This is a genomic window from Bartonella sp. LB28NMGDW (genome assembly GCF_042194435.1).
GTDB classification, from domain to species: Bacteria; Pseudomonadota; Alphaproteobacteria; order Rhizobiales; family Rhizobiaceae; genus Bartonella; species Bartonella grahamii.
On the sequence record NZ_JBHIMX010000006.1, the window covers coordinates 1 to 21,023 of the forward strand.

At 37.6% G+C, this 21,023-nt stretch carries 16 protein-coding genes, 2 tRNA genes and 1 pseudogene; 6 read left to right on the plus strand and 13 right to left on the minus strand.

The window, feature by feature from the left end; translation table 11 throughout:
* From ACFIKG_RS04840 to rpsL, 4 genes and pseudogenes are all read right to left on the minus strand, one after another.
* Positions 1–76 (minus strand): annotated as a pseudogene (locus tag ACFIKG_RS04840) (elongation factor Tu); the annotation flags it as partial.
* A 62-nt stretch (positions 77–138) separates the two neighbouring features.
* Positions 139–2,223 carry an elongation factor G gene (fusA, locus tag ACFIKG_RS04845; protein ID WP_375651851.1) on the minus strand — a complete coding sequence of 695 codons (2,085 nt, stop codon included), beginning with the start codon at positions 2,221–2,223 and terminating at the stop codon, positions 139–141.
* A 24-nt stretch (positions 2,224–2,247) separates the two neighbouring features.
* Positions 2,248–2,718 carry a 30S ribosomal protein S7 gene (gene rpsG, locus ACFIKG_RS04850; RefSeq protein WP_015856589.1) on the minus strand — a complete coding sequence of 157 codons (471 nt, stop codon included), beginning with the start codon at positions 2,716–2,718 and terminating at the stop codon, positions 2,248–2,250.
* An 18-nt stretch (positions 2,719–2,736) separates the two neighbouring features.
* Positions 2,737–3,108, minus strand: a complete 372-nt coding sequence (gene rpsL, locus ACFIKG_RS04855) for a 30S ribosomal protein S12 (protein ID WP_005773262.1) — start codon at positions 3,106–3,108, stop codon at positions 2,737–2,739.
* 495 nt (positions 3,109–3,603) lie between these two features.
* Here rpsL and xth point away from each other — a divergent pair, with 495 nt between their 5' ends.
* The 5 genes from xth (at position 3,604) to ACFIKG_RS04880 (ending at position 7,785) form a co-directional block, all read left to right on the plus strand.
* Positions 3,604–4,386, plus strand: coding sequence for an exodeoxyribonuclease III (gene xth, locus ACFIKG_RS04860; protein ID WP_375626583.1), 783 nt, complete (start codon positions 3,604–3,606; stop codon positions 4,384–4,386).
* Between the two features lie 122 nt (positions 4,387–4,508).
* The gene (locus ACFIKG_RS04865) at positions 4,509–5,414 is read left to right on the plus strand and encodes a transporter substrate-binding domain-containing protein (protein ID WP_375626581.1); all 906 of its coding nucleotides are present in this window, start codon (positions 4,509–4,511) and stop codon (positions 5,412–5,414) included.
* Between the two features lie 141 nt (positions 5,415–5,555).
* A complete protein-coding gene (locus tag ACFIKG_RS04870) occupies positions 5,556–6,308 on the plus strand; it encodes an amino acid ABC transporter permease (protein WP_375627146.1) in 753 nt (250 codons plus the stop codon).
* A gap of 2 nt (positions 6,309–6,310) precedes the next feature.
* Positions 6,311–7,027 (plus strand): amino acid ABC transporter permease, encoded by a 717-nt coding sequence (locus ACFIKG_RS04875; protein ID WP_375651852.1) that lies wholly within the window; start codon positions 6,311–6,313, stop codon positions 7,025–7,027.
* Positions 7,028–7,038: 11 nt separating this feature from the next.
* Positions 7,039–7,785, plus strand: a complete 747-nt coding sequence (locus tag ACFIKG_RS04880) for an amino acid ABC transporter ATP-binding protein (protein ID WP_375626577.1) — start codon at positions 7,039–7,041, stop codon at positions 7,783–7,785.
* 102 nt (positions 7,786–7,887) lie between these two features.
* Here the strand turns inward: ACFIKG_RS04880 and ACFIKG_RS04885 are convergent, their stop codons facing one another.
* From ACFIKG_RS04885 to ACFIKG_RS04910, 6 genes are all read right to left on the minus strand, one after another.
* Positions 7,888–8,679, minus strand: a complete 792-nt coding sequence (locus tag ACFIKG_RS04885; RefSeq protein WP_375627143.1) for a tetratricopeptide repeat protein — start codon at positions 8,677–8,679, stop codon at positions 7,888–7,890.
* Between the two features lie 1,142 nt (positions 8,680–9,821).
* Positions 9,822–12,545 carry a valine--tRNA ligase gene (locus tag ACFIKG_RS04890; RefSeq protein WP_375626592.1) on the minus strand — a complete coding sequence of 908 codons (2,724 nt, stop codon included), beginning with the start codon at positions 12,543–12,545 and terminating at the stop codon, positions 9,822–9,824.
* 137 nt (positions 12,546–12,682) lie between these two features.
* Entirely contained in the window at positions 12,683–13,249 is a 567-nt protein-coding gene (locus tag ACFIKG_RS04895; RefSeq protein ID WP_375626573.1) for a DUF2497 domain-containing protein, read from the minus strand.
* A 248-nt stretch (positions 13,250–13,497) separates the two neighbouring features.
* The gene (locus ACFIKG_RS04900) at positions 13,498–14,703 is read right to left on the minus strand and encodes a TolC family outer membrane protein (protein ID WP_375651881.1); all 1,206 of its coding nucleotides are present in this window, start codon (positions 14,701–14,703) and stop codon (positions 13,498–13,500) included.
* Positions 14,704–14,856: 153 nt separating this feature from the next.
* Positions 14,857–15,531, minus strand: a complete 675-nt coding sequence (locus ACFIKG_RS04905) for a protein-L-isoaspartate O-methyltransferase (protein WP_375651853.1) — start codon at positions 15,529–15,531, stop codon at positions 14,857–14,859.
* A gap of 220 nt (positions 15,532–15,751) precedes the next feature.
* Positions 15,752–15,825 (minus strand) — tRNA-Cys (locus ACFIKG_RS04910).
* 184 nt (positions 15,826–16,009) lie between these two features.
* Here ACFIKG_RS04910 and ACFIKG_RS04915 point away from each other — a divergent pair.
* Positions 16,010–16,084 (plus strand) — tRNA-Asn (locus tag ACFIKG_RS04915).
* 1,340 nt (positions 16,085–17,424) lie between these two features.
* Here ACFIKG_RS04915 and ACFIKG_RS04920 read toward each other — a convergent pair.
* The 3 genes from ACFIKG_RS04920 to ilvA all read right to left on the minus strand — a co-directional run bounded on the left by ACFIKG_RS04920 (position 17,425) and on the right by ilvA (position 20,942).
* Complete coding sequence (locus ACFIKG_RS04920) at positions 17,425–18,807, minus strand: DEAD/DEAH box helicase (protein WP_375626569.1); 1,383 nt, start codon at positions 18,805–18,807, stop codon at positions 17,425–17,427.
* Between the two features lie 291 nt (positions 18,808–19,098).
* The gene (locus ACFIKG_RS04925) at positions 19,099–19,629 is read right to left on the minus strand and encodes a hypothetical protein (RefSeq protein WP_375651854.1); all 531 of its coding nucleotides are present in this window, start codon (positions 19,627–19,629) and stop codon (positions 19,099–19,101) included.
* Between the two features lie 35 nt (positions 19,630–19,664).
* Positions 19,665–20,942, minus strand: a complete 1,278-nt coding sequence (gene ilvA, locus ACFIKG_RS04930) for a threonine ammonia-lyase IlvA (protein WP_375651855.1) — start codon at positions 20,940–20,942, stop codon at positions 19,665–19,667.
* Positions 20,943–21,023: the final 81 nt, after the last annotated feature.

A 21,023-nucleotide genomic window follows, 5' to 3' on the forward strand; every position in this document is an offset into this window, starting at 1 on the left:
TCTTCCCATGATCAACGTGACCAATCGTACCAATATTAACATGCGGTTTTGTTCGTTCAAACTTGCTCTTCGCCATCTGAGCTCTCCATTTTCCGTCCAAGCCAAGGACTAAGTTAAAAATTAATTACCAACCTGAAATTACGCGTATTTCTTTTGAATCTCCAAAGCAACAGCCGAAGGTACAGGCTCGTAATGATCAAACTGCATTGTATACTGTGCACGCCCCTGACTCATAGAGCGAAGGGTATTCACATAACCAAACATATTTGCCAAAGGAACCATTGCATTCACAACCGTTGCAATACCGCGCGCTTCAGTTCCCGAAATCTGTCCTCGACGAGAATTGAGATCACCAATAACATCACCAACATAATCATCTGGTGTAACAACTTCCACCTTCATGATCGGTTCAAGAAGCTGCGCACCAGCCTTCTTTGCTCCATCACGAAAAGCTGCACGAGCAGCAATTTCAAAAGCCAAAACCGAGGAATCAACATCGTGATAGCCACCATCAATGAGTGTCGCTTTTACACCAAGCATAGGAAAGCCCGCAAGAGGACCTGACCCCATAACACTTTCAATCCCTTTTTGGACACCAGGAATATATTCTTTAGGAACAGCACCACCAACAATCTTTGACTCAAAAATAAAGTCATCACCATCATGAGGCTCAAAAATAATTTTTACACGAGCAAATTGACCAGCACCACCCGATTGTTTCTTATGCGTATAATCAATTTCCGCCATTTTAGTAATTGACTCACGATAAGCAACTTGAGGCTGCCCAACATTTGCTTCAACCTTAAATTCACGGCGCATACGGTCAACAATAATATCAAGATGAAGCTCACCCATTCCAGCTATAATAGTCTGACCAGATTCCTCATCCGATTTAACACGAAATGAAGGATCTTCGGCTGCCAGACGATTAAGAGCAATACCCATTTTTTCTTGATCTGCTTTTGTTTTCGGTTCAATTGCAATCTCAATAACGGGCTCTGGAAATTCCATCCGCTCCAAAATAACAGGCTTCAAAGGATCACAAAGAGTATCACCTGTTGTCGTCTCCTTAAGTCCTGCGAGAGCAACAATATCACCAGCAAATGCTTCTTCAATATCCTCACGAGAATTTGAATGCATTTGAAGCATACGCCCCAAACGCTCTTTCTTCTTTTTCACAGTATTCTCAAGAGAAATACCTTTCTGAACTTTACCTGAGTAAATACGACAGAACGTCAACGAACCAACAAAAGGATCATTCATAATTTTAAAAGCAAGCATAGATAGTGGAGCATCATCTGAAGATTCGCGTGTCGTCTCAGTCTCAGTCTTCACATCAATACCACTAATTGCCGGAACATCAACTGGAGAAGGAAGATAAGAAACAACAGCATCCAAAAGCGGCTGAATTCCCTTGTTTTTAAAAGCTGTACCACAAAGAACCGGATGAAACTGAACTTCTACTGTCCCCCTACGAATGAGAGAAACAAGCTTTTCATTGGTTGGCATAACACCTTCCAAATAAGCCTCTGTCGCAGCTTCATCAACCTCCACAGCCATCTCAATCAATTTCTCGCGATATTCTTCAGCTTTCTCTCTTAAATCAGAGGGAATTTCACTTATCACCGCCGAGGCACCAATAGAACCATCCCACTTTAAAGCCTTCATTTCTACAAGATCAACAACGCCTTCAAAGTCATTTTCAGCACCAATCGGCAACTGCAAAACAAGCGCTTTAGCACCCAACCGAGAACCAACCATCTCCACACTACGATAGAAGTCAGCTCCTATTTTGTCCATTTTATTAACAAAAACCATACGAGGCACACGATATTTCTCAGCCTGCCGCCAAACAGTTTCCGTCTGAGGCTCCACACCAGCATTTGCATCCAACAAGGCTATCGCACCATCAAGAACACGCAAAGAGCGCTCAACTTCAATCGTAAAATCAACGTGCCCTGGCGTATCAATAATATTAAAGCGACGCTTCCGACCATCACGCCCTTCCCAAAACGTCGTTGTCGCAGCAGACGTAATCGTAATACCGCGCTCCTGCTCCTGCTCCATCCAATCCATCGTAGAAGCACCATCGTGGGTCTCACCAATTTTATGATTCTTACCGGTATAGAACAGAATACGTTCAGTCATCGTAGTCTTACCAGCATCAATATGCGCCATAATACCAAAATTACGATAATCTTCAATTTTATATTCGCGAGCCATTATATTTGCCTTAGTTTAAAACTTCTACCAGCGATAGTGAGAAAAAGCACGATTAGCCTCAGCCATACGATGAACATCTTCACGCTTTTTCACGGCAGAACCGCGATTATTAGCCGCATCCATCAATTCACCAGATAAACGCTCAATCATCGTCGTTTCATTCCGACCACGTGCCGCAGCAATCAACCAACGAATAGCAAGAGCCTGACGACGATCAGGACGAACATCAATCGGAACTTGATAAGTAGCACCACCAACACGGCGTGAGCGAACCTCAATATGAGGAGCAACATTCTCTAAGGCCCGATGAAATAGAGCCACAGGATCTGTTTTTACTCTTTTTTCTACAGAATCGAGCGCACCATAAACAATACGCTCTGCAACTGATTTTTTACCATCAAACATAATGGCATTCATAAATTTCATAATAACCAAATCACCAAACTTAGGATCTGGATTAATTTCACGCTTTTCTGCTCTATGACGACGGGACATTAGCTTTGTCTCTCAATATTATTTTGGACGCTTTGCGCCATACTTTGAACGACGCTGTTTACGATTCTTGACACCCTGCGTATCAAGCAAACCACGAATAATGTGATAACGAACTCCTGGCAAATCTTTCACACGACCACCGCGAATCATCACAACAGAGTGCTCTTGAAGATTATGTCCCTCTCCAGGAATATAACCAATCACCTCAAATCCATTCGTCAAGCGAATCTTAGCAACTTTACGAAGAGCAGAATTAGGTTTCTTCGGCGTTGTTGTATAAACACGCGTACAAACACCACGCTTCTGCGGATTCGACTGCAAAGCAGGAACCTTATTACGTTTAACTGGCGCTACACGCGGTTTGCGAATCAACTGGTTTACGGTAGGCATGCAACCTTCCTCTTTTCGATCTATATTCGTCTCACCCAATCGGGCTTTTCTATTTCATTTCTATCCACTCCAACAAAATTGGAACAGATATCTAAGTCTACACACAAAATCGGGCACACCTGCAAATAACAGTTCACCCGACCACAAGCAGAGAAGGCAATAGCCTTTTGCACTAGCATTTGCTTTTAATCTTCTTAACACCTGTGAATAATCTTCCGGTTCATATCCAAAACACCTGATCACATCCACATCGGTTATGTCCATCTCTAATAGCGAGAACACTTACATTCGTCAAGAACTAAACAGCAGAAAGTTTTTAAAAATGAAAATAAATTAAATTTTAAAACTTTAAATTTGCTTTTACCGCTACTCTTGATAAATCAATTTACCATAGTAATATCCCTATAAATAAAAGAAGCAGCAATGTGACTGTAATAAAACATGAATGCAGTAAATTAAATTGAATTACATGCTTGATATCTAATGATGAGCGCCATGAAAATAGTAACGTGGAATATTGCTGGAATAAAAGCACGACATGAAACATTATGTCAATGGCTGCAGCAAAGCCAGCCGGACATAGTCTGTTTACAGGAAATTAAAAGTATTGATGAAAATTTTCCACGCGATGCAATTGAAAATTTAGGTTACCACATAGAAACACACGGACAAAAAAGTTTTAATGGTGTTGCGATTCTCTCTAAAAAAACACCGGATGAAGTGATCCGTCGATTACCAGGCAATGATAATGATGAGCAAACACGTTACATTGAAGCTGTTTATTCAACAAACAAAGGTGTTGTTCGTGTTGCATCTCTCTATTTACCAAATGGGAATCCTATTGAGAGTGAAAAATATTCCTATAAAATAGAATGGATGGAAAGATTATATACACATGCAAAATCATTGCTTGCGTATGAAGAACCCCTTATTCTAGCAGGTGATTATAATGTCATCCCCGCTCCATTAGATGCAAAAAAACCTCAAGAATGGTGTCAAGATGCCTTATTTCTTCAAGAAACAAGAAAAGTATTTCAACGTATTCTTAATTTAGGTCTTTACGATGCTATCCGGAATGTCACCGATACTCCCTCCTTCAGTTTTTGGGATTTTCAGGCGGGTGCTTGGCCTAAGAATAATGGGATTCGCATTGATCATTTATTATTATCACCAGAAGCTGTTGATCAACTTATTTGCGCTCATAGTCAAACAGAAGTAAGGGGATATCAAAAACCGTCCGACCACGTTCCCGTTTGGATTCACCTTAATATCAATTAAGAAAGTCCAACCCCCATTATGAAACACCAAAAAAATTCCACTCAAACATAATAACTATGCTACACCATGTAAACAGTATATCTTAAACAGCTAAAGTAAAGATAAATGAATGGAGTCCATAAATGAAGAAATCATTATTAATGTTTATTGCAGCAACGGCCATTGGATTCACAAGCGTCGCGCATGCTGAACATGATACTCTTGAAAAAATAAAACGAACAGGGGAAATTACTTTAGGTGTCCGTGAATCATCTGGTTTAGGCTACGCCCTTGGTAATAATAAATATGTAGGTTTTCATACAGAAATGGCAGAACGTATCATTGATGATATCTCAACAAAAATTGGTAAACCAATTAAAATTCATTATCTTCCCATCACTTCTCAAAATAGAATTCCTCTCTTAAAAAATAAAACCTATGATTTTGAGTGCGGCTCAACAACAAATGATATTGCCCGCAGTAAAGAAGCAGCATTTGCTTATACGACATACATTGAAGAGGTCCGGATTGCTGTAAAGAAAAACTCTAACATTAAATCTCTTGACGATTTAAATGGAAAAACAGTCGCAACGACCACCGGTACAACATCTGTTCAACTTATTCGTAAAAACAAACGTGCAAAAAACATTCAGTTTAAAGTTTTAAAGGGGAAAGATCACGGAGATAGTTTTTTATTATTAGAATCTGGTAAGGCAGATGCTTTTGTTATGGATGCTTCAATTCTTGCTGGACATATTGCTAAATCAAAGAATCCATCTGATTATGTCATTCTTGATACTGTACTTTCAGTCGAACCTATCGCCTGTATGCTCAGATTAAATGACAAAAAATTTGAACAAACAATCAACGATAGTATCGTACGTCAGATTAAAGATGAATCACTTGAAAAGCTTTACAATAAGTGGTTTATGAAACCGATTCCACCTGCTAACACTGTTATGAACCTTCCCTTGTCAAAACAAACAAGATATGCTTGGGATCACCCAAATAATAAGCCTCGAGAAAGCTACACAGAGAAAGATTTATAAAATTTAATAAAGAAGAACCACACTCTTTAAAAATTGAGTGTGGTTTATATTTTAATTCACTTTTTAATAAATTTAGCCTATGTAGATGCGCTTAATTTATTGTCCTATTTGTGAATGACTAATTTGAGGGAATATCAATTAATGGACTTTTCTTTCCTTTGTAGAGATGACCTTACCCAAACACTGGTAACAGGATGCATGGGAACTCCCGGCGTAAGTCATACCTATTTAGATACACTTCTCGATGGCTTAAAAAATACGGTTATATTGTCTATCACTTCACTTATATTAGCTGTATTGTGTGGTGTTATTATAGGAACAATGCGCACTTTACCAAAAACATCTATAATCAATTATATATTTCGCATTATCGGTACTATTTGGGTAGAGATTATGCGTAATATTCCCCTTCTTGTACAAGTATTTTTGTGGTATTTTGTTGTTCCTAAGATTTATCCACCAGCGATGAAATTTTCCCCCATTCTCTTAATAACATGCGCATTGGGATTCTTTACATCTGCACGCATTGCAGAACAGGTTCGTTCAGGCATTGAAGCGATTCCTTCTGGACAACGTTATGCTGCTATGGCAATGGGATTTACAACTTATCAAAGTTATCGCTATATAATACTACCACGTGCTATACGTACAATTATGCCGCCTCTTACTTCAGAAGCAATGGGCATTGTAAAAAATTCATCTATAGCATTCGCCGTTTCAATAAACGAGCTCATGCAATTTCAATACCAAGCAATTGAAGAGGTAAGCCATGTTTACGAAAACTATTTGCTTGTTACGATTCTTTATATTCTAATAGCCTTATTCGTATTCATTGTGATGACCGTCATTGAACAAATACTCAAAATTCCTAATTTTCAAACAAAGGGAAATTGAAAATGATGAATTTCATAAGCTCTCAGTTTGGACTTTATTTTCCTTTCAATTTTTCCGACTTTGATTTTTCCTTTTTTACCTTTGATGTATTTCGTTCTTACATTTTATCAGGTTTGCTCTTTAGCGTTTTTCTAACTCTTTTTGCAACGGTATTGGGGTTTGTTTTCGGCGCCCTTTTAGCAATGATGCGCCTTTCTTCCATAAAACTTCTTTCTTGGTTTGCAATCGTTTACATAACAGCTATGCGTTCAATACCACTTGTGATGGTTATCTTATGGTTTTTCGTGCTTTTGCCTTTTTTAACCGGTACATCCATCGGTGCAAATAAATCAGCACTCATTACCTTTACCGCATTTGAAACGGCTTATTTTGCAGAAATTATGCGTGCTGGCATAAACTCAGTTTCGCAAGGACAAAAATATGCGGGACAAGCTCTCGGAATGACATATTGGCAAAGTATGTACATTGTCATTCTTCCTCAAGCCTTTAGGGACATGCTACCAGTTTTTTTAACACAAGTTATTATCCTTTTTCAGGATACAACCCTTGTTTATGCAATCAGTGGCAACAGTCTTTTAAATGGTTTTGATATTGCTGCTAATAATTTTGGTGTAAAGCAAGAAGCTTATATCTTAGCAGCTGTTTTCTATTTTGTTATCTGTTTTACACTGTCACAAATAGTTTTGTATTTACAAAAAAAAGTATCCATTATTCGCTAATAGGAAAAAAAATGTCTACTCATATGATCGAAATAAAAAATGTTTCTAATTGGTATGGCGAAATTAACGTCCTTAAAAACTGTACAACCAACATTAATAAAGGAGAGGTCGTTGTCGTTTGTGGTCCATCAGGATCAGGAAAGTCAACACTCATTAAAACTATTAACGCTCTCGTTCCTTTTCAAAAAGGTGAAATTTGGATTAACGGAGTACCAGTTCATTCAAAAAAAACGAATCTGCCTAAATTGCGAAGTCAGGTGGGAATGGTATTTCAACACTTCGAGCTTTTCCCCCATTTATCTGTCACAGAAAATTTGACAATTGCGCAAATCAAAGTCCTAAAACGAAGCAAAAAAGAAGCACTTGAACGTGGATTGTTGTATCTTGAACGCGTTGGGCTGATTGAACACAAAGATAAATATCCTGGTCAACTTTCTGGAGGGCAACAACAACGTGTTGCTATTGCACGTGCCTTAACTATGGATCCACTTGTCATGCTTTTTGATGAACCAACATCTGCTCTAGATCCTGAAATGGTAGGTGAAGTGCTCGATGTCATGATTAGCTTAGCAGAAGAAGGTATGACGATGATTTGTGTAACCCATGAAATGGGATTTGCACAAAAAGTCTCGGAGCGTGTTATTTTCATAGATCAAGGAACAATTCTTGAAGACTGTTCATCTAAAGAGTTCTTTTCTGATCCACAAGCGAGAACACCAAGAACGCAAGAATTTTTGTCTAAAATCTTAAGTCATTAGCCGTTATATTATCACAAAAAGCTATCTCTACTGTAAACTTAGACACAAGACAGTAGAGTTTAATAACGGATGAGAGAATGTAAAAATATTACAATCAGATGTTTAAAAACTGTTATTTTTTAAAATATCAGCAACCAGTGAAATTGCTGTACGTCTCTCAAATTCATTACAAAGAGCAAAAGCCTGTTCTTGCAAAGGGCGAATCCAATTTCTGTCTTTTACATTAGCTTTTTCATAGGCAGCAGTTAACAATGCTGCCCCACGGACAATTTTTCCTTCTTGAAGCAGCATATTTCCAAGCATTGCTTGGGCGGAAGGATTTCCTTTTTTTGCTGAAAGTTGAAACCATCGTGCTGCTTGTATAAGATTCTTCTCCCTTCCCTCTCCCTTTAAAAATATTTTTCCTAAATGATACTGAGCTTTAGAATTTCCATAGTTCACCGCAGCCTGCATATAAAGATGAGCAGCATAAGAAGGATCAGGTTTCACAGGTGATTGAGGAATACCTTTTTTTATATATCCCGCAAGTTTAACCAATGCATCAGAAACATAACTTTCATCCTCTGAACCAAGATCAGTGCCTTTTTCAACAATATATGCAAAAAAATAATATGCCTTATAATCATTTTTAGGGACACCATCACCATTTGCATAGATAGAGCCTAGTTTCCAATTCGCACCAATATGGCCTCTCTTAGCCGCACGACGTAATGCTGCAATAGCCTGATTTATATGCCCATCTTTATAAGCAGACATACCACGTTTAAAAAAATAAAACGCACCATCATTCGCTTCTTGCAAGCTATTGACATCTATTGCATAAACAGTCGAAAAAAATCCCCCTAAAATCACAACAATAGTGGCTTTTTTCCATATCTGAAACCTATTAACCATTTCCCCCCTATCTCAATTTTAATGATTATATCTGTTACAAATTTCTTTGTAGATATTTAAACCCTTTTTCTTAGTAAAAAGCACACGCGATTTCAAAATAAAAATTTTAAAAGAAAAGATCAATAAATAAAAACCATCCAAAATGTTCGATAAAATTAAGTATCCATTTTTATATATAACAAATTGATTTTTAAATATAAATCATTATCCTATATTTTGTAACACCTCCTTTAACATTCTAGGATTTATTGATTTTAAAATTTTATACGTATAAGTAAAAATCGCTCAATAAAATAACGTGCATTAAACAGCAACTTGAGAACGAAGAGAATACATGATGAATGGTAAGCATTTAAGTATAAAAAACAATACGAAAGATAGATAAATATAATGATGATCGTTAACTTATAACTTCACAACTGCCTTACCACCTTAAAGATGAAGTTTTTTGCCACCGTCAATCTATAAACAATACAGCTTTTTGCTTAACAGATTCCACCTAACATCATTTCACATGGAATTACTTCATACTTTATACACAAGCCCTACCTCAGAATACTCACCATTACATACAACAAAAATACCACATGTGTAATTTTACATGCCTTATATTGCTACTCTAAATGATGATGTTTTACAGTAATAAAACAACGTACTGATTTATAATGATAATTTACTTTTTTGCATATTGAATGAGTCCCTCGAATATCGTAAGATTCTCTTATTCAAAACCTGTTCCATGTTGAATCAATCAAAACCATCCGCTTGCACATTACAAGCAGAGAGAGCTATGTGGATAAAAACTCTGTGTAAGAAAGAACTAACAATGCCTCTCATGAACGGTCTTAAGTGCCAAGTCCTTGTCCGGATTGGGGCGGGATAGCGCCACAGCGCTTGTTACTTTACAAGCGTAAAGAAGGGGAGCTCAATAGATTTACCGTTATACTATTCATGATCTCCGTCATGAGATAGGCTTGGGTACCTTAAAAGATGTTTTTTTAATGATAAACAGAAAACTATGGATTTCAGTAGAGATTTTATGATCGTTCATGAAAAACTAACAAAAGAAAAAGTCTCTTTAAAGAAGATCTATACCAAACCTAATGGTATGAAATCATCCACAAAAAAGTAAAAAGTTGAAATCAATCCAACCGCTCTAAAGCAACAAATATCTTCTTCTGCGCTGCACGCAGTTCTACAACCCTGTTCCGTTCACGCTCAACAATTTCTGCTTTCGCATTTGCTATAAATTTGGGGTTGTTTAACTTAAGCGATATTTTCTCAATATCTTGTTCAATTTTACTGACATCTTTCCTCAAACGAACACGTTCAGCCTCCAAATCGATCAACTGTCCTAATGGTAAACAAAAAACAGCCTCTCCCAAAATCATTTGTGCCGACACTTCCGGAACTTTATCAGAGAAATCAATAACTTCAATACGCGCTAATTTTTTAAGAAGTGCATCATAACGCTTCACACGCTCTCGCGTTACTTCCCCTCCTTCAACAACAACAAGAGGTGCTTGTGTTGCCACTGGAATATTCATTTCAAAACGTACAGACCGAATCCCTGTAACGACATCAATAAGCCAATTAATATCATCAGCAGCTTCTTCATCTATCAATGTTTCCTCTGGCCATTTTGTCAATGCGAGCATATCCTCACGCTTGATGGCTTGCGTTTCTGTAAGAGACCACAACTCTTCCGTCATATGAGGCATAAAAGGATGAAGAAGTTTATAAACTTCATCTAAAACCCAAGCAGTACAAGCTTGAACCTCATTTTTAGCATCTTCATTTTCCCCCTGAAAAATAGGTTTGAGAAGCTCCAAATACCAATCACATAATGTATTCCAAACGAAACGGTAAAGTGTGGCAGCAGACTCATTAAATTTATAGTGTTCAATACCAGTCGTCACTGCTGAAATCGTTTTAGATAACTCTGTTAAAATCCAACGATTAAGCGCCAATTTTGCTTGTTCTGGCTTAAAAGTTGGATCATGCTTCACACCATTCATCTGTGCAAATCGGGTAGCATTCCACAATTTCGTAGCAAAATTACGATAACCAGCAATACGAGAAGCGTCAAGTTTTACATCACGACCTTGTGCTGCCATAATAGCTAAAGTAAACCGAAGTGCATCAGCACTATATTGATCAATAAGCTCTAAGGGATCAATAATATTTCCCTTTGATTTTGACATCTTCGCACCCTTTTGATCCCGAACAAGAGCGTGCACATAGACCGTTGGAAAAGGAACGTCACCCATAAAGTGAAGTCCCATCATCATCATACGAGCAACCCAGAAAAAAATAATATCAAATCCTGTCACAGACAAAGATGTTGGGTAAAAAGTAGATAATTCAGTCGTTTTATTTGGCCATCCTAATGTTGAAAAAGGCCAGAGAGCTGATGAAAACCAAGTATCTAAAACATCCGGATCACGGATTAATTCAACAACCTCACCATAATGAGCATAAGCTGAATCTAAAGCCTCTTTTTCACTTTTTTCAACAAAAACCGTCCCATCAGGACCATACCAAGCAGGAATCTGATGTCCCCACCACAATTGGCGAGAAATGCACCAAGGTTGAATATTTTCCATCCAATTGAAGTAAGTCTTTTTCCAGCTATCAGGAACGAACCGCGTTTTGCCTTGTTGAACAGCCTCTATCGCTGGCTTTGCTAATTCAGCAGCATGAACATACCATTGATCTGTCAAAAACGGCTCAATAAGAACACCACTGCGATCTCCATGAGGAACCATATGGGTATGATCATCAACAGAGGCTAAATATCCCTGTTCTTCCATCAAAGAAACAATCTTCTGGCGCGCAACAAAACGATCAGATTTATCGAGATTTTCTACTAACATTTTTAATTCATCTGACAAAATCAAACCATCAAAAAAGGCTTCATTTTCACGGAGAAAAATCTCGGCTTTTTGGGTAAAAATATTGATCAAGCGTAAATGATTACGCTGTCCTACTTCAAAGTCATTAAAGTCATGAGCTGGTGTGATTTTTACAGCACCACTTCCAGCTTCAGGATCAGCATGCGTATCACCAACAATTAATAACCTACGACCAACAAGTGGCAAAAGAGCATTTTTACCGATAAGATTTTTATAACGCTCATCTTCAGGATTAACAGCAATTCCTGTATCACCAAGCATTGTTTCTGGTCGTGTTGTCGCCACTGTTATAAAAGTTGTCGCATCATTTGGATCAAAAATTTTACCCTCAAGTGGATATCTAAAGTGCCACAAATGTCCTTGAACTTCTTTTTGCTCAACTTCAAGATCTGAAATAGCTGTCAACAATTTAGGATCCCAATTGACGAGGCGCTTATCCCTATATATCAACCCTTGCTTATAAAGCGTGACAAAGACTTCACGAACTGCCTGCGACAACCCCTCATCCATTGTAAACCGCTCACGCGACCAATCACATGAAACCCCAAGGCGACGCAACTGGTTTGAAATAACGCCTCCAGTTTCATAACGCCACTCCCAAATACGCTCAATAAACTTTTCTCTCCCCATTTCTTGACGCGTTGGCTCTTGGCGTTCTGCAAGTTGACGCTCTACAACCATTTGTGTAGCAATCCCAGCATGATCCATACCAGGCTGCCACAAGACGTTTCTGCCACGCATCCGCTGAAATCTAACTATTATATCTTGAATTGTCGTATTGAGCGCGTGCCCCATATGAAGTGAACCCGTAACATTAGGAGGTGGAAGCATAACGCAAAAAGGTTCTGCACCGCTTTTAGAACCAGCTCCCACTTTAAAGGCCCCACGAGTCTCCCATCTCTTTGCAACCCGTTGCTCTATAGAGGCAGCATCATAGTTTTTTTCTAACATTCTATCCATCCATAACGCCGCTGAAAAACACAATACATGATCAAATCCCGATCAAAAACCCGTGATTTTCAGCCATTCACTAGAGAGCTCGCAAAATCGCAAACAAAATTCTCATAAAATGAAAAACATAAAAATAATTAAGATGATTTTTTAATCGCTTTCACAATCTCTTCACGCAAAATATCTTCCAGCAAAATAGGCAATTTAGACTGTAACCATTCTGCTATAGCCGGACGCAACACATCCTTTGCAATCTTTTCTGCAGAAGAAATACAATATGCAGACAATTCCACATGACCATCCCCTCTAGCTTCTGACTGTGATTTCCTTATCTCATCTTCATATTCTTTTGCTTTATAAACAGAATTCCGTTCTTCAGAAGAAAGCTTCATCTTTTGCATATCCATACCAACTGTATTATTCTCTGCCTCTATATCCTCTTTCTCTTGCGTTATCTTCCCCCCTTGATTTTCAGAAGAAAGACCAATACGATCAGCTAAAGCTTTCATAGCATCATCAACCGATAAGGTTGTATCATAAATACCTCCTGATGCAGCTTCTGAACGACCTTCCGAAGCGTTCACTGCAACATCTTCATTTAAAAAGTGATCAGATTGAACCGCATTTTCTTCGATTATTTCACGAATAGATGTTAAAATTTCATCCATACTTGGCTCACGTAACACGCTTGAACTCTGTACCATACTTTACAACCTCTCAAAGACGCAACAACAAATAGAATCATACTTTCAGTGTATGCAAAAGAATCATAAGATCAACATGCCTCTCGGGATATTTTCAAATATGCTTGTCATAAAGAGGACGCTACACACAATTTTCTACACTTATAAAAATAACATCTCACCGTTCTATTTTTAAACATACTCAACTATTGATTTACCAATCTTTTAAAAACTAAAATAATTTAAGATTAAAGAAATACTTTTATGTATTATCGGATATATTTAATTGTTTTTAAACCTAAATAATTTGCAGTCAATCTACCAATAGAAGATTGAACACTATAGCTTGCCACAACAGCATTACGCTCCGCCATTGCAAGCGCAATCTGAGCATTAATCAATTGAGTACGAGAATTTAAAACATCCAGCGTCGTTGCTTGCCCTACGCGATTTTCTTGAACACGGCCTTTCAGAGCAATTTCAGCAGCACGAACACTTTCACGGTAAGCAAGAACAGATGAGCGTGCGCCCTCCAACTGAAACCAAGCAGAGGTAAGTACTTGCCTAGTATTACTATGCGCCAAATCGAGTTGAAGCTGCGCCTGTCCAAGCTGTTCCCTTGATTGACGAATTTGCGCAGACGTACGCCCTCCTTCAAAGATTGGGACACTTACTGACAATCCTATTGATTTAGAAACTCCATCCTCTCCAGCACCGCTGTAGATTCGATTATAAGATGCTGTTGCAGAAAAATCAACTTTAGGGAGCAATGCTCCTTCTTTCGCCTTTACATTGTAAACACTTGCATCGACTAAATATTTAGCATAAAGGATTGCTGGATGCATCACAACGCTCATTTGGTAAGCCATATCAAGGTTGACGGGAAAATCTTTGGCTAGGGGTGGGCGTTTTAACTTTTCAGGATCAGAACCAATAACTTGTCGATACACTGCCTCTGCTGCTTTTACATCAGCACGAGCAAGACTCAGCTCTGAAACAGCCACAGAACGTGCAGCTTGAGCTTGAGCAAGATCAACATGCCCTCCTTCACCCACATCAAATTTTGCTTTATTGGAACGAACTTGTTCTTCAAGAGCTGCCAAATTTTCTCTCCGAAGATCGGCAACACGACGTGCGTGATAGACATTAGCATAAGCGGTCACTGTCTCCAGAAACGTATTTTGTTCAACATTACGAAGATATTCACGCTGAGCCTGCAACTTAATTTGAGCTGAAGAAAAGATATTTTGCGTGATAAAACCATCAAATAATCTTTGATTTAATCTCACGCCTATAGATCCAGAAGTGACATAAGGACCTGTAAAAGACTTATTCCGACCATAGTTCCCAACCCCCTCAACTTGTGGCAATAACCCTGATCGGGCAATGACAACATCATCACTGGATATACGGACAGCTGCACGTTCACTATTCAACTTAGCATTATGCTTATAAGCCTTAGAAAAGGCATCCATCAATGTTTCAGCACAAACAGTATCTGATAGTAAAATACTCAACCCCAGTAATAAAGACACCTGAAACTTTTTGTTTACTCTAAACACAATACACACAATAACAAACCCCAAATAAATTACGAAATTATCTTTTATTCACAAAACAAACAAGCACTAAAACACAAAACCAGGTGTTTTTAAAAAGCAAGGAAGAGGCTTTACAGCGAGGTTAAAAGCACAACGTGCCGAAATGATCCCATCTTCTTTTATATAGATTTGTGCAACAGCAGCATTTCCGTACCCTTCAACCACAACAAGACGTCCACAGTCTTTCATTTGATCAAAGATACCTTGTGGAATAAAATCAACAGATCCCTCAATGAAAATCACATCATAAGGTCCCTCAACGGCATATCCTTGCTCTAATGGACCATGAACGACAACCACATTATCACATTGATTACGTTCTAAAGCTTCAAGAGCACGTTCAAAAAGAGATTTATTACTTTCCAACGCAATCACAGACCCTGCAAGTTTTGCAAGCAACGCTGCACAATAACCACTATTTGCACCAATATCTAAAACAACATCTGATGATTTTACAGCGGCAAGCTGTAGTAATTTCGCTAGAGATGCAGGTTTCATCAAATAGCGTGCAGGAACCCCATCTTGTACTGGACATAGAACAATGTCGGTATCAAGATAACTTAATACTTTCATATCTTCCGATACAAAATCTTCACGAGATACCGTTAAAAACGCTTCAAGAACTGATAAATCCGTTACATCAACTGTACGAATTTGATTGTCAACCATTTTGCGACGAAGCTCAGCAAAATCTGCAACCATAACGAATATTTTCTCCTAACCTACAAAAAACAAACAAAACAGCGACAAAGATGGACGAAGATCTCTTAAACTATGAGCGTTACGAAAAAGGGTGCTCCAGTCAACAATTAGATTTTAACTGTATGATCTCTCATAAAAAAATGTCTTCACAACTATAGAGGGAAATAATCTATTTTCCTATACCTCATCTCCCCTAAAAGCCGTTTCGTTTAAAATCGGCTGGAGGCCTCGCCCGGAATCGAACCGGGATACAAGGATTTGCAGTCCTCTGCGTAACCATTCCGCCACGAGGCCTCGTCAACAAACATAAAGGTTTCAATAAGGGAAGGCAACGCATCCGTCAAGGTGTAGAAATCTTCTCTCGCCTTTTTTCCTCTTATTACACAATTTATCATATTTTTTTAAAAAAAGTAATTTTATCCTTTGCAAATCAGTATTGCTTTGCTATAGCCTTTTCAACTAAATGATTGGGCACCATTCCCCGGTAGCTCAGCGGTAGAGCAACCGGCTGTTAACCGGTTGGTCGCTGGTTCGAATCCGGCCCGGGGAGCCACATTCTTTTCTATCACAAATAACTTATTGATTTTCCGTATGTTTTTTACAGTGAGGGATTCGTTAATAAAAGCTATGGAATAAGGTTTTTACAATAAAGTAGAAACGCAATATCCTACGGGATGTATTTTTTTCAATGAACGCAAAAAACCATTGATTCATTTTAAAATAGCACAAATAAGATTACTTTTTTCAAACTACCGCGCCTCTATCAGAGAGCGCTGCAATTATTTGCACATTATAAAATAGGGCTTCTTTCACGAGAAGGAATTATTAAGCTCCATCAGCAATGAAAAAAATCTCATATAATTTTTTGTCCAAGGAAAAATGATTTGTACTCCATAAAGCAATTAAACTTAAAAACCTGCTCATGAAGCAATCATTTTGAAAAATGGAAGAAACAAGAATCAGGGAATATATTATCTCCATATATCCCACATAACCTCCTCCCCATCCTAAAAGCAAAAAACATCAAACAAGTCTGTAAACATTCCGGCGTCTTATCTAACAGGTTGTTCCTCCTGCTAACCACTTCAACGCTTTACAAACAACCTTGCCCTGGATATTTCATCCCACTGTCATAAAACATTTAATACATAAAGTCTTATCGGCTTTAAATTGTTAAGAATCCTGAGAAAGCCTTCAGAAATCATGACATTCTTGCTATTGTATTATGCAGTCACACGCTTTTCTAAAGAGATATCTCTTAAATTCCCCCCAAGCCCATTTCACAATAACTCCCGCAAATGATATAAAATGAAATCGATTAATCATCCCATCTTTATTTATAATAAAAGCCATACCATCATACTATTTTCCAACTCTCAATCTTAGCAATACCCCTCGCCTTTGAAAGAGTTTATAAGTATCATTTTATTTATTTCTCAAATGTTTATCTATACGATAATTTCACATATAACGTGCAAATGAATACTTTTGATTGATCCACATAAATAGCTTAAAAATGAAAAATTTTTACGATATAATGAATTATTTATATATAAAACAATGGCTTATTATTAGAAATCAATTTTTAAAATTAAAAGTTATCATTAAAGATAAAATACATCTTTTAAAAAATAATTTTATATAAATAAAATCTATTTTCATTCCCATTTTAAAAATGGAAATAAAGAAAATAAATAATCGCCTCTACAATAATAATTTCTTTTTAAAAGATTTTTAAATAATCCAAACACTTAGAGGTTTTCATTTTTTAGAAATGAAAACCTCTAAAAGACCTTCTTATTTTGGCAAGAGTATTTTATACCTCTTTTCAATTGAGAATAAATCAACAAAAGTAAAAAATCTCCAGTACATAATCTTTTTTCAAGACTTTATCTAGGCAGCCTTCTTAACTGATTTTCGAAAACGAAAAGGCTTTGCACGCTTTGCCACCGCTTTTGCTTTTTTATGCCTCTCATTTGGAGATGAAGAATTCTTTCGCTGCAACTGTGCGGCATCATCTTTTCGACCTAAAAACTGTTTTTGACGTTTAGATTTTTTAAAACGGCGTTCCTTATCGTTTTCTTTTTCTCTACTTTCTGGCAAAATTGGCTTTTCTGGAAACACTGCAAATTGTTCTGGAACTGACTCAACCGCCAATTTCATACGAATCAAGCGCTCTATAGCACGCAACCGTTCCCTTTCTATCTTCTCATCAAAAAGTGTAAGTGCTTCGCCAGATGCACCATTACGTCCTGTACGACCAATACGATGTACATAACTTTCAGCTTCATCTGGTAAGTCATAATTAATAACGTGGCTTATCCCTGGTATATCAATACCGCGTGCAGCAATATCTGTTGCCACAAGGATCCGCACAGATCTTTCACGAAAAGCTTTTAAAGCAGACTGGCGAGCACCTTGTGATTTATTCCCATGAATTGTTGCGACTGAATACCCTATCTTTGCCAAACTACGTGTAACAGAATCAGCCCCATGTTTAGTTCGGGTAAAAACAATAACCGAATTAAAAGCTGGATTTGTCAAAAGTTTACTTAAAACATTCTTTTTTTCATTCGTAGGAACACAATATAATTTTTGGCAAATCTCTACAGCCGTAGTACCTTGAGGAACAACTTCAATTTTAACAGGATCATTGAGTAAACATTTTGCAAGCACAGCAATTTCCCTCGGCATTGTTGCAGAAAAGAGTGCTGTCTGACGCTCTTGATGCAAAAGCTTTGCAATTTGCTTGACATCATGAATAAACCCCATGTCCAACATACGATCTGCTTCATCCAAAATCAAAAAACGAGATTGGGAAAGATCAACACACTTTTCACCAACAAGATCTCTCAAACGCCCTGGAGTCGCTATCAAAACATCCACACCTGCTTCCATACGTTTAATTTGTTTTAAACGTGATACGCCCCCAAAAATAAGACATGTTGAAAGATGAGCTCCCTTCGCCACAGTGCGAATCGTTTCATCAATCTGGACAGCAAGTTCACGCGTTGGAGCTAAAATCAAAGCGCGTGCAGTTTTAGGACAGCGTTTATCACCCAAAGCCAAAATCTGACTTAAAATAGGTAAACCAAAAGCCAAGGTTTTTCCAGAACCTGTCTGAGCAACACCTAAAATATCGTGTCCTTTCAACATTACTGGAATAGCTTGTTCTTGTATAGGTTTAGGTTTACTCATCCCAGCAATGAGTAAATTTTTAATCAAAAGAGTAGGCAAACCTAACTTTGTAAAAACATTTTCTTCTTTTATAGGCAAAATACAATCTTTCCTCAGCTGAAGAACTCAAAACAAGTAACCAACTGAACTCTCCACTCAAGAATCCGCGCAAGAGAAATCCCTGACATTTTAAATGAAGCAACGCTTTAAAAGCGGCCTGCGCAGCTCATGAGCACCTTGAAATCAAGATAAAGGCGTATAAACTTCACTTTAGAAAAAGCCAACAAACCAGCCTAAATGCCTTCACCCCCATTATCCCTGGATTATGATAAAAAAGCAAGAACTTTACGAAATACATTTATCATGAATAAAAAACAATATTTAGATCGTTTACTTTTTAATGATTGTGTCCATCGGTAAATGTACCTTGATAAAATCAGGATAAATCTCGAGAAAAACTGGATTTTGTAAAGTTTTTTGACCGCCATAAATTAAATACCATTGGGTTTTATCAAAAATCGCCAAAGTTTTATATCGAATGATGCGATCCTTCATCTCAAGAACTGTTGGAATTAAAGCATACAAAGTCCCGTTATCAGTTTGTAAATACTCTATATTTTCTTTATCTAAATAATAAGAACCAGAAGGCAAATCCTCAAATTTCCTATGCAACTGTTGAAGAAAATCACTACGTAAAGCACTCTCTGTTGTATTCAATCGATGTGCCATCTCTTTATAAAGTCGCTCAGGCATATAATGAGAAATAGGCGCAAAATCCCTGTTTTTTATAGCATTATTGACATCAACAACAACTTTTGAAAGTTCAGCTTTTTGTATTATTGTGGGCTGAGATGCTAAACTCTGTTGATTAACAATCAAAAAGAAAAATAGACTCAGCAGCAAATAAAAAATAGGTTTCATCATTATGCTTCTTGTTTTAGTAAAATTTCAGTTTCTCAAATAACGAAATCAAATAATGTTTGATCATCAGTAATATCACGATAACGCCAACCTAACGCTTGAAATTTTTCCTCTAAAAGACAAAAATTACCGTATTTTTTTGTTTCAATCGCAACCAATACAGAACCAAAGTTTCTCGCTGATTTTTTAAGATATTCAAAACGTACGATATCATCATCTGGTGATAATGTGGAAAGAAAATGACGCAATGCACCAGGATGTTGCGGAAAACTAAAAATAAAATATTTTCTCAACCCTTGGAAACGTAAAGAACGCTCTTTAATTTCTGGTAAACGCTCAAAATCAAAATTACCTCCTGAAATAACGAGAAGAATTTTTTTCCCCTTTAACTCTTGAGGAGGAATACTGTTAAGCGCGTCAATCGATAAAGCACCAGCCGGTTCAAGGACCACACCTTCAACATTAAGCATTTCAACCATCGTAGAACAAACACGATTTTCAGGAACCGTAATGACAGAATCAGGGGAAAAATTCTTTAGAATTGTATAGTTTAGCGCACCAATTTCAGCCACAGCAGCACCATCTACAAAAGTGTCAATATTTTCAAGCTTGACGCGTTTTCCACTCTCCAAACAAGCAAGCAAACTTGCAGCTCTTTGCGGCTCAACAAAACGAAGCTTTGTTTTCCAACCATATCCATGTAAAAACTTGCTCACCCCACTTGCCAAACCACCACCCCCTACCGGCACAATCATTAAATCTGGCTCACTTTCTCCATTGAGTTTTTTCCATTGTAAAGCAGCTTCACAGAGCACTGTTGCCTGCCCCGTAATAATGCGAATATCATCAAAAGGTGGAGCCATTACACCACCGCTCTCCACAACAAAGGATTGCGCAGCTTCATAACATTGATCAAATGTTTCACCAATTAAACGAATATCAATGAATTCTTTACCAAAAATACGTGTTTTCTCAATTTTTTGTTGTGGCGTTGTCATAGGCATAAAAATCACGCCTTTACGTTTAAAATAACGACAAACAAAAGAAACCCCTTGCGCGTGATTCCCCGCTGAAGCACAAACAAATGCAGAATCTGGTGGTAGACTGCTAAGCATTTCTGAAACAAAATTGAAAGCACCCCGAATCTTATAAGACCGCACCGGTGTTAAATCTTCACGCTTTAAATAAATTTCTGCATCATACTTTTGACTAAGAAAATCATTTCTTTGAAGTGGTGTTTCAGCAAACACGTGATGCAATCCCACCATAGCTTTTGTGACGTCTTGAATAAATTGACTCATAACACTAATCATTTCATGCTTTATTTACATTATAAAAGCTTTTTCTAGCGATAAAGAAAACTATTGTCAGTCAAAATTTCACTAAAAAAATGA

Coding starts and splice junctions, on each gene's coding strand:
- fusA (WP_375651851.1), bottom strand. CDS start 2,223: ATGGCTCGCGAATATAAAATTGAAGATTATCGTAATTTTGGTATTATG.
- rpsG (WP_015856589.1), bottom strand. CDS start 2,718: ATGTCCCGTCGTCATAGAGCAGAAAAGCGTGAAATTAATCCAGATCCT.
- rpsL (WP_005773262.1), bottom strand. CDS start 3,108: ATGCCTACCGTAAACCAGTTGATTCGCAAACCGCGTGTAGCGCCAGTT.
- xth (WP_375626583.1), top strand. CDS start 3,604: ATGAAAATAGTAACGTGGAATATTGCTGGAATAAAAGCACGACATGAA.
- ACFIKG_RS04865 (WP_375626581.1), top strand. CDS start 4,509: ATGAAGAAATCATTATTAATGTTTATTGCAGCAACGGCCATTGGATTC.
- ACFIKG_RS04870 (WP_375627146.1), top strand. CDS start 5,556: ATGGACTTTTCTTTCCTTTGTAGAGATGACCTTACCCAAACACTGGTA.
- ACFIKG_RS04875 (WP_375651852.1), top strand. CDS start 6,311: ATGATGAATTTCATAAGCTCTCAGTTTGGACTTTATTTTCCTTTCAAT.
- ACFIKG_RS04880 (WP_375626577.1), top strand. CDS start 7,039: ATGTCTACTCATATGATCGAAATAAAAAATGTTTCTAATTGGTATGGC.
- ACFIKG_RS04885 (WP_375627143.1), bottom strand. CDS start 8,679: ATGGTTAATAGGTTTCAGATATGGAAAAAAGCCACTATTGTTGTGATT.
- ACFIKG_RS04890 (WP_375626592.1), bottom strand. CDS start 12,545: ATGTTAGAAAAAAACTATGATGCTGCCTCTATAGAGCAACGGGTTGCA.
- ACFIKG_RS04895 (WP_375626573.1), bottom strand. CDS start 13,249: ATGGTACAGAGTTCAAGCGTGTTACGTGAGCCAAGTATGGATGAAATT.
- ACFIKG_RS04900 (WP_375651881.1), bottom strand. CDS start 14,703: ATGGATGCCTTTTCTAAGGCTTATAAGCATAATGCTAAGTTGAATAGT.
- ACFIKG_RS04905 (WP_375651853.1), bottom strand. CDS start 15,531: ATGGTTGCAGATTTTGCTGAGCTTCGTCGCAAAATGGTTGACAATCAA.
- ACFIKG_RS04925 (WP_375651854.1), bottom strand. CDS start 19,629: ATGAAACCTATTTTTTATTTGCTGCTGAGTCTATTTTTCTTTTTGATT.
- ilvA (WP_375651855.1), bottom strand. CDS start 20,942: ATGATTAGTGTTATGAGTCAATTTATTCAAGACGTCACAAAAGCTATG.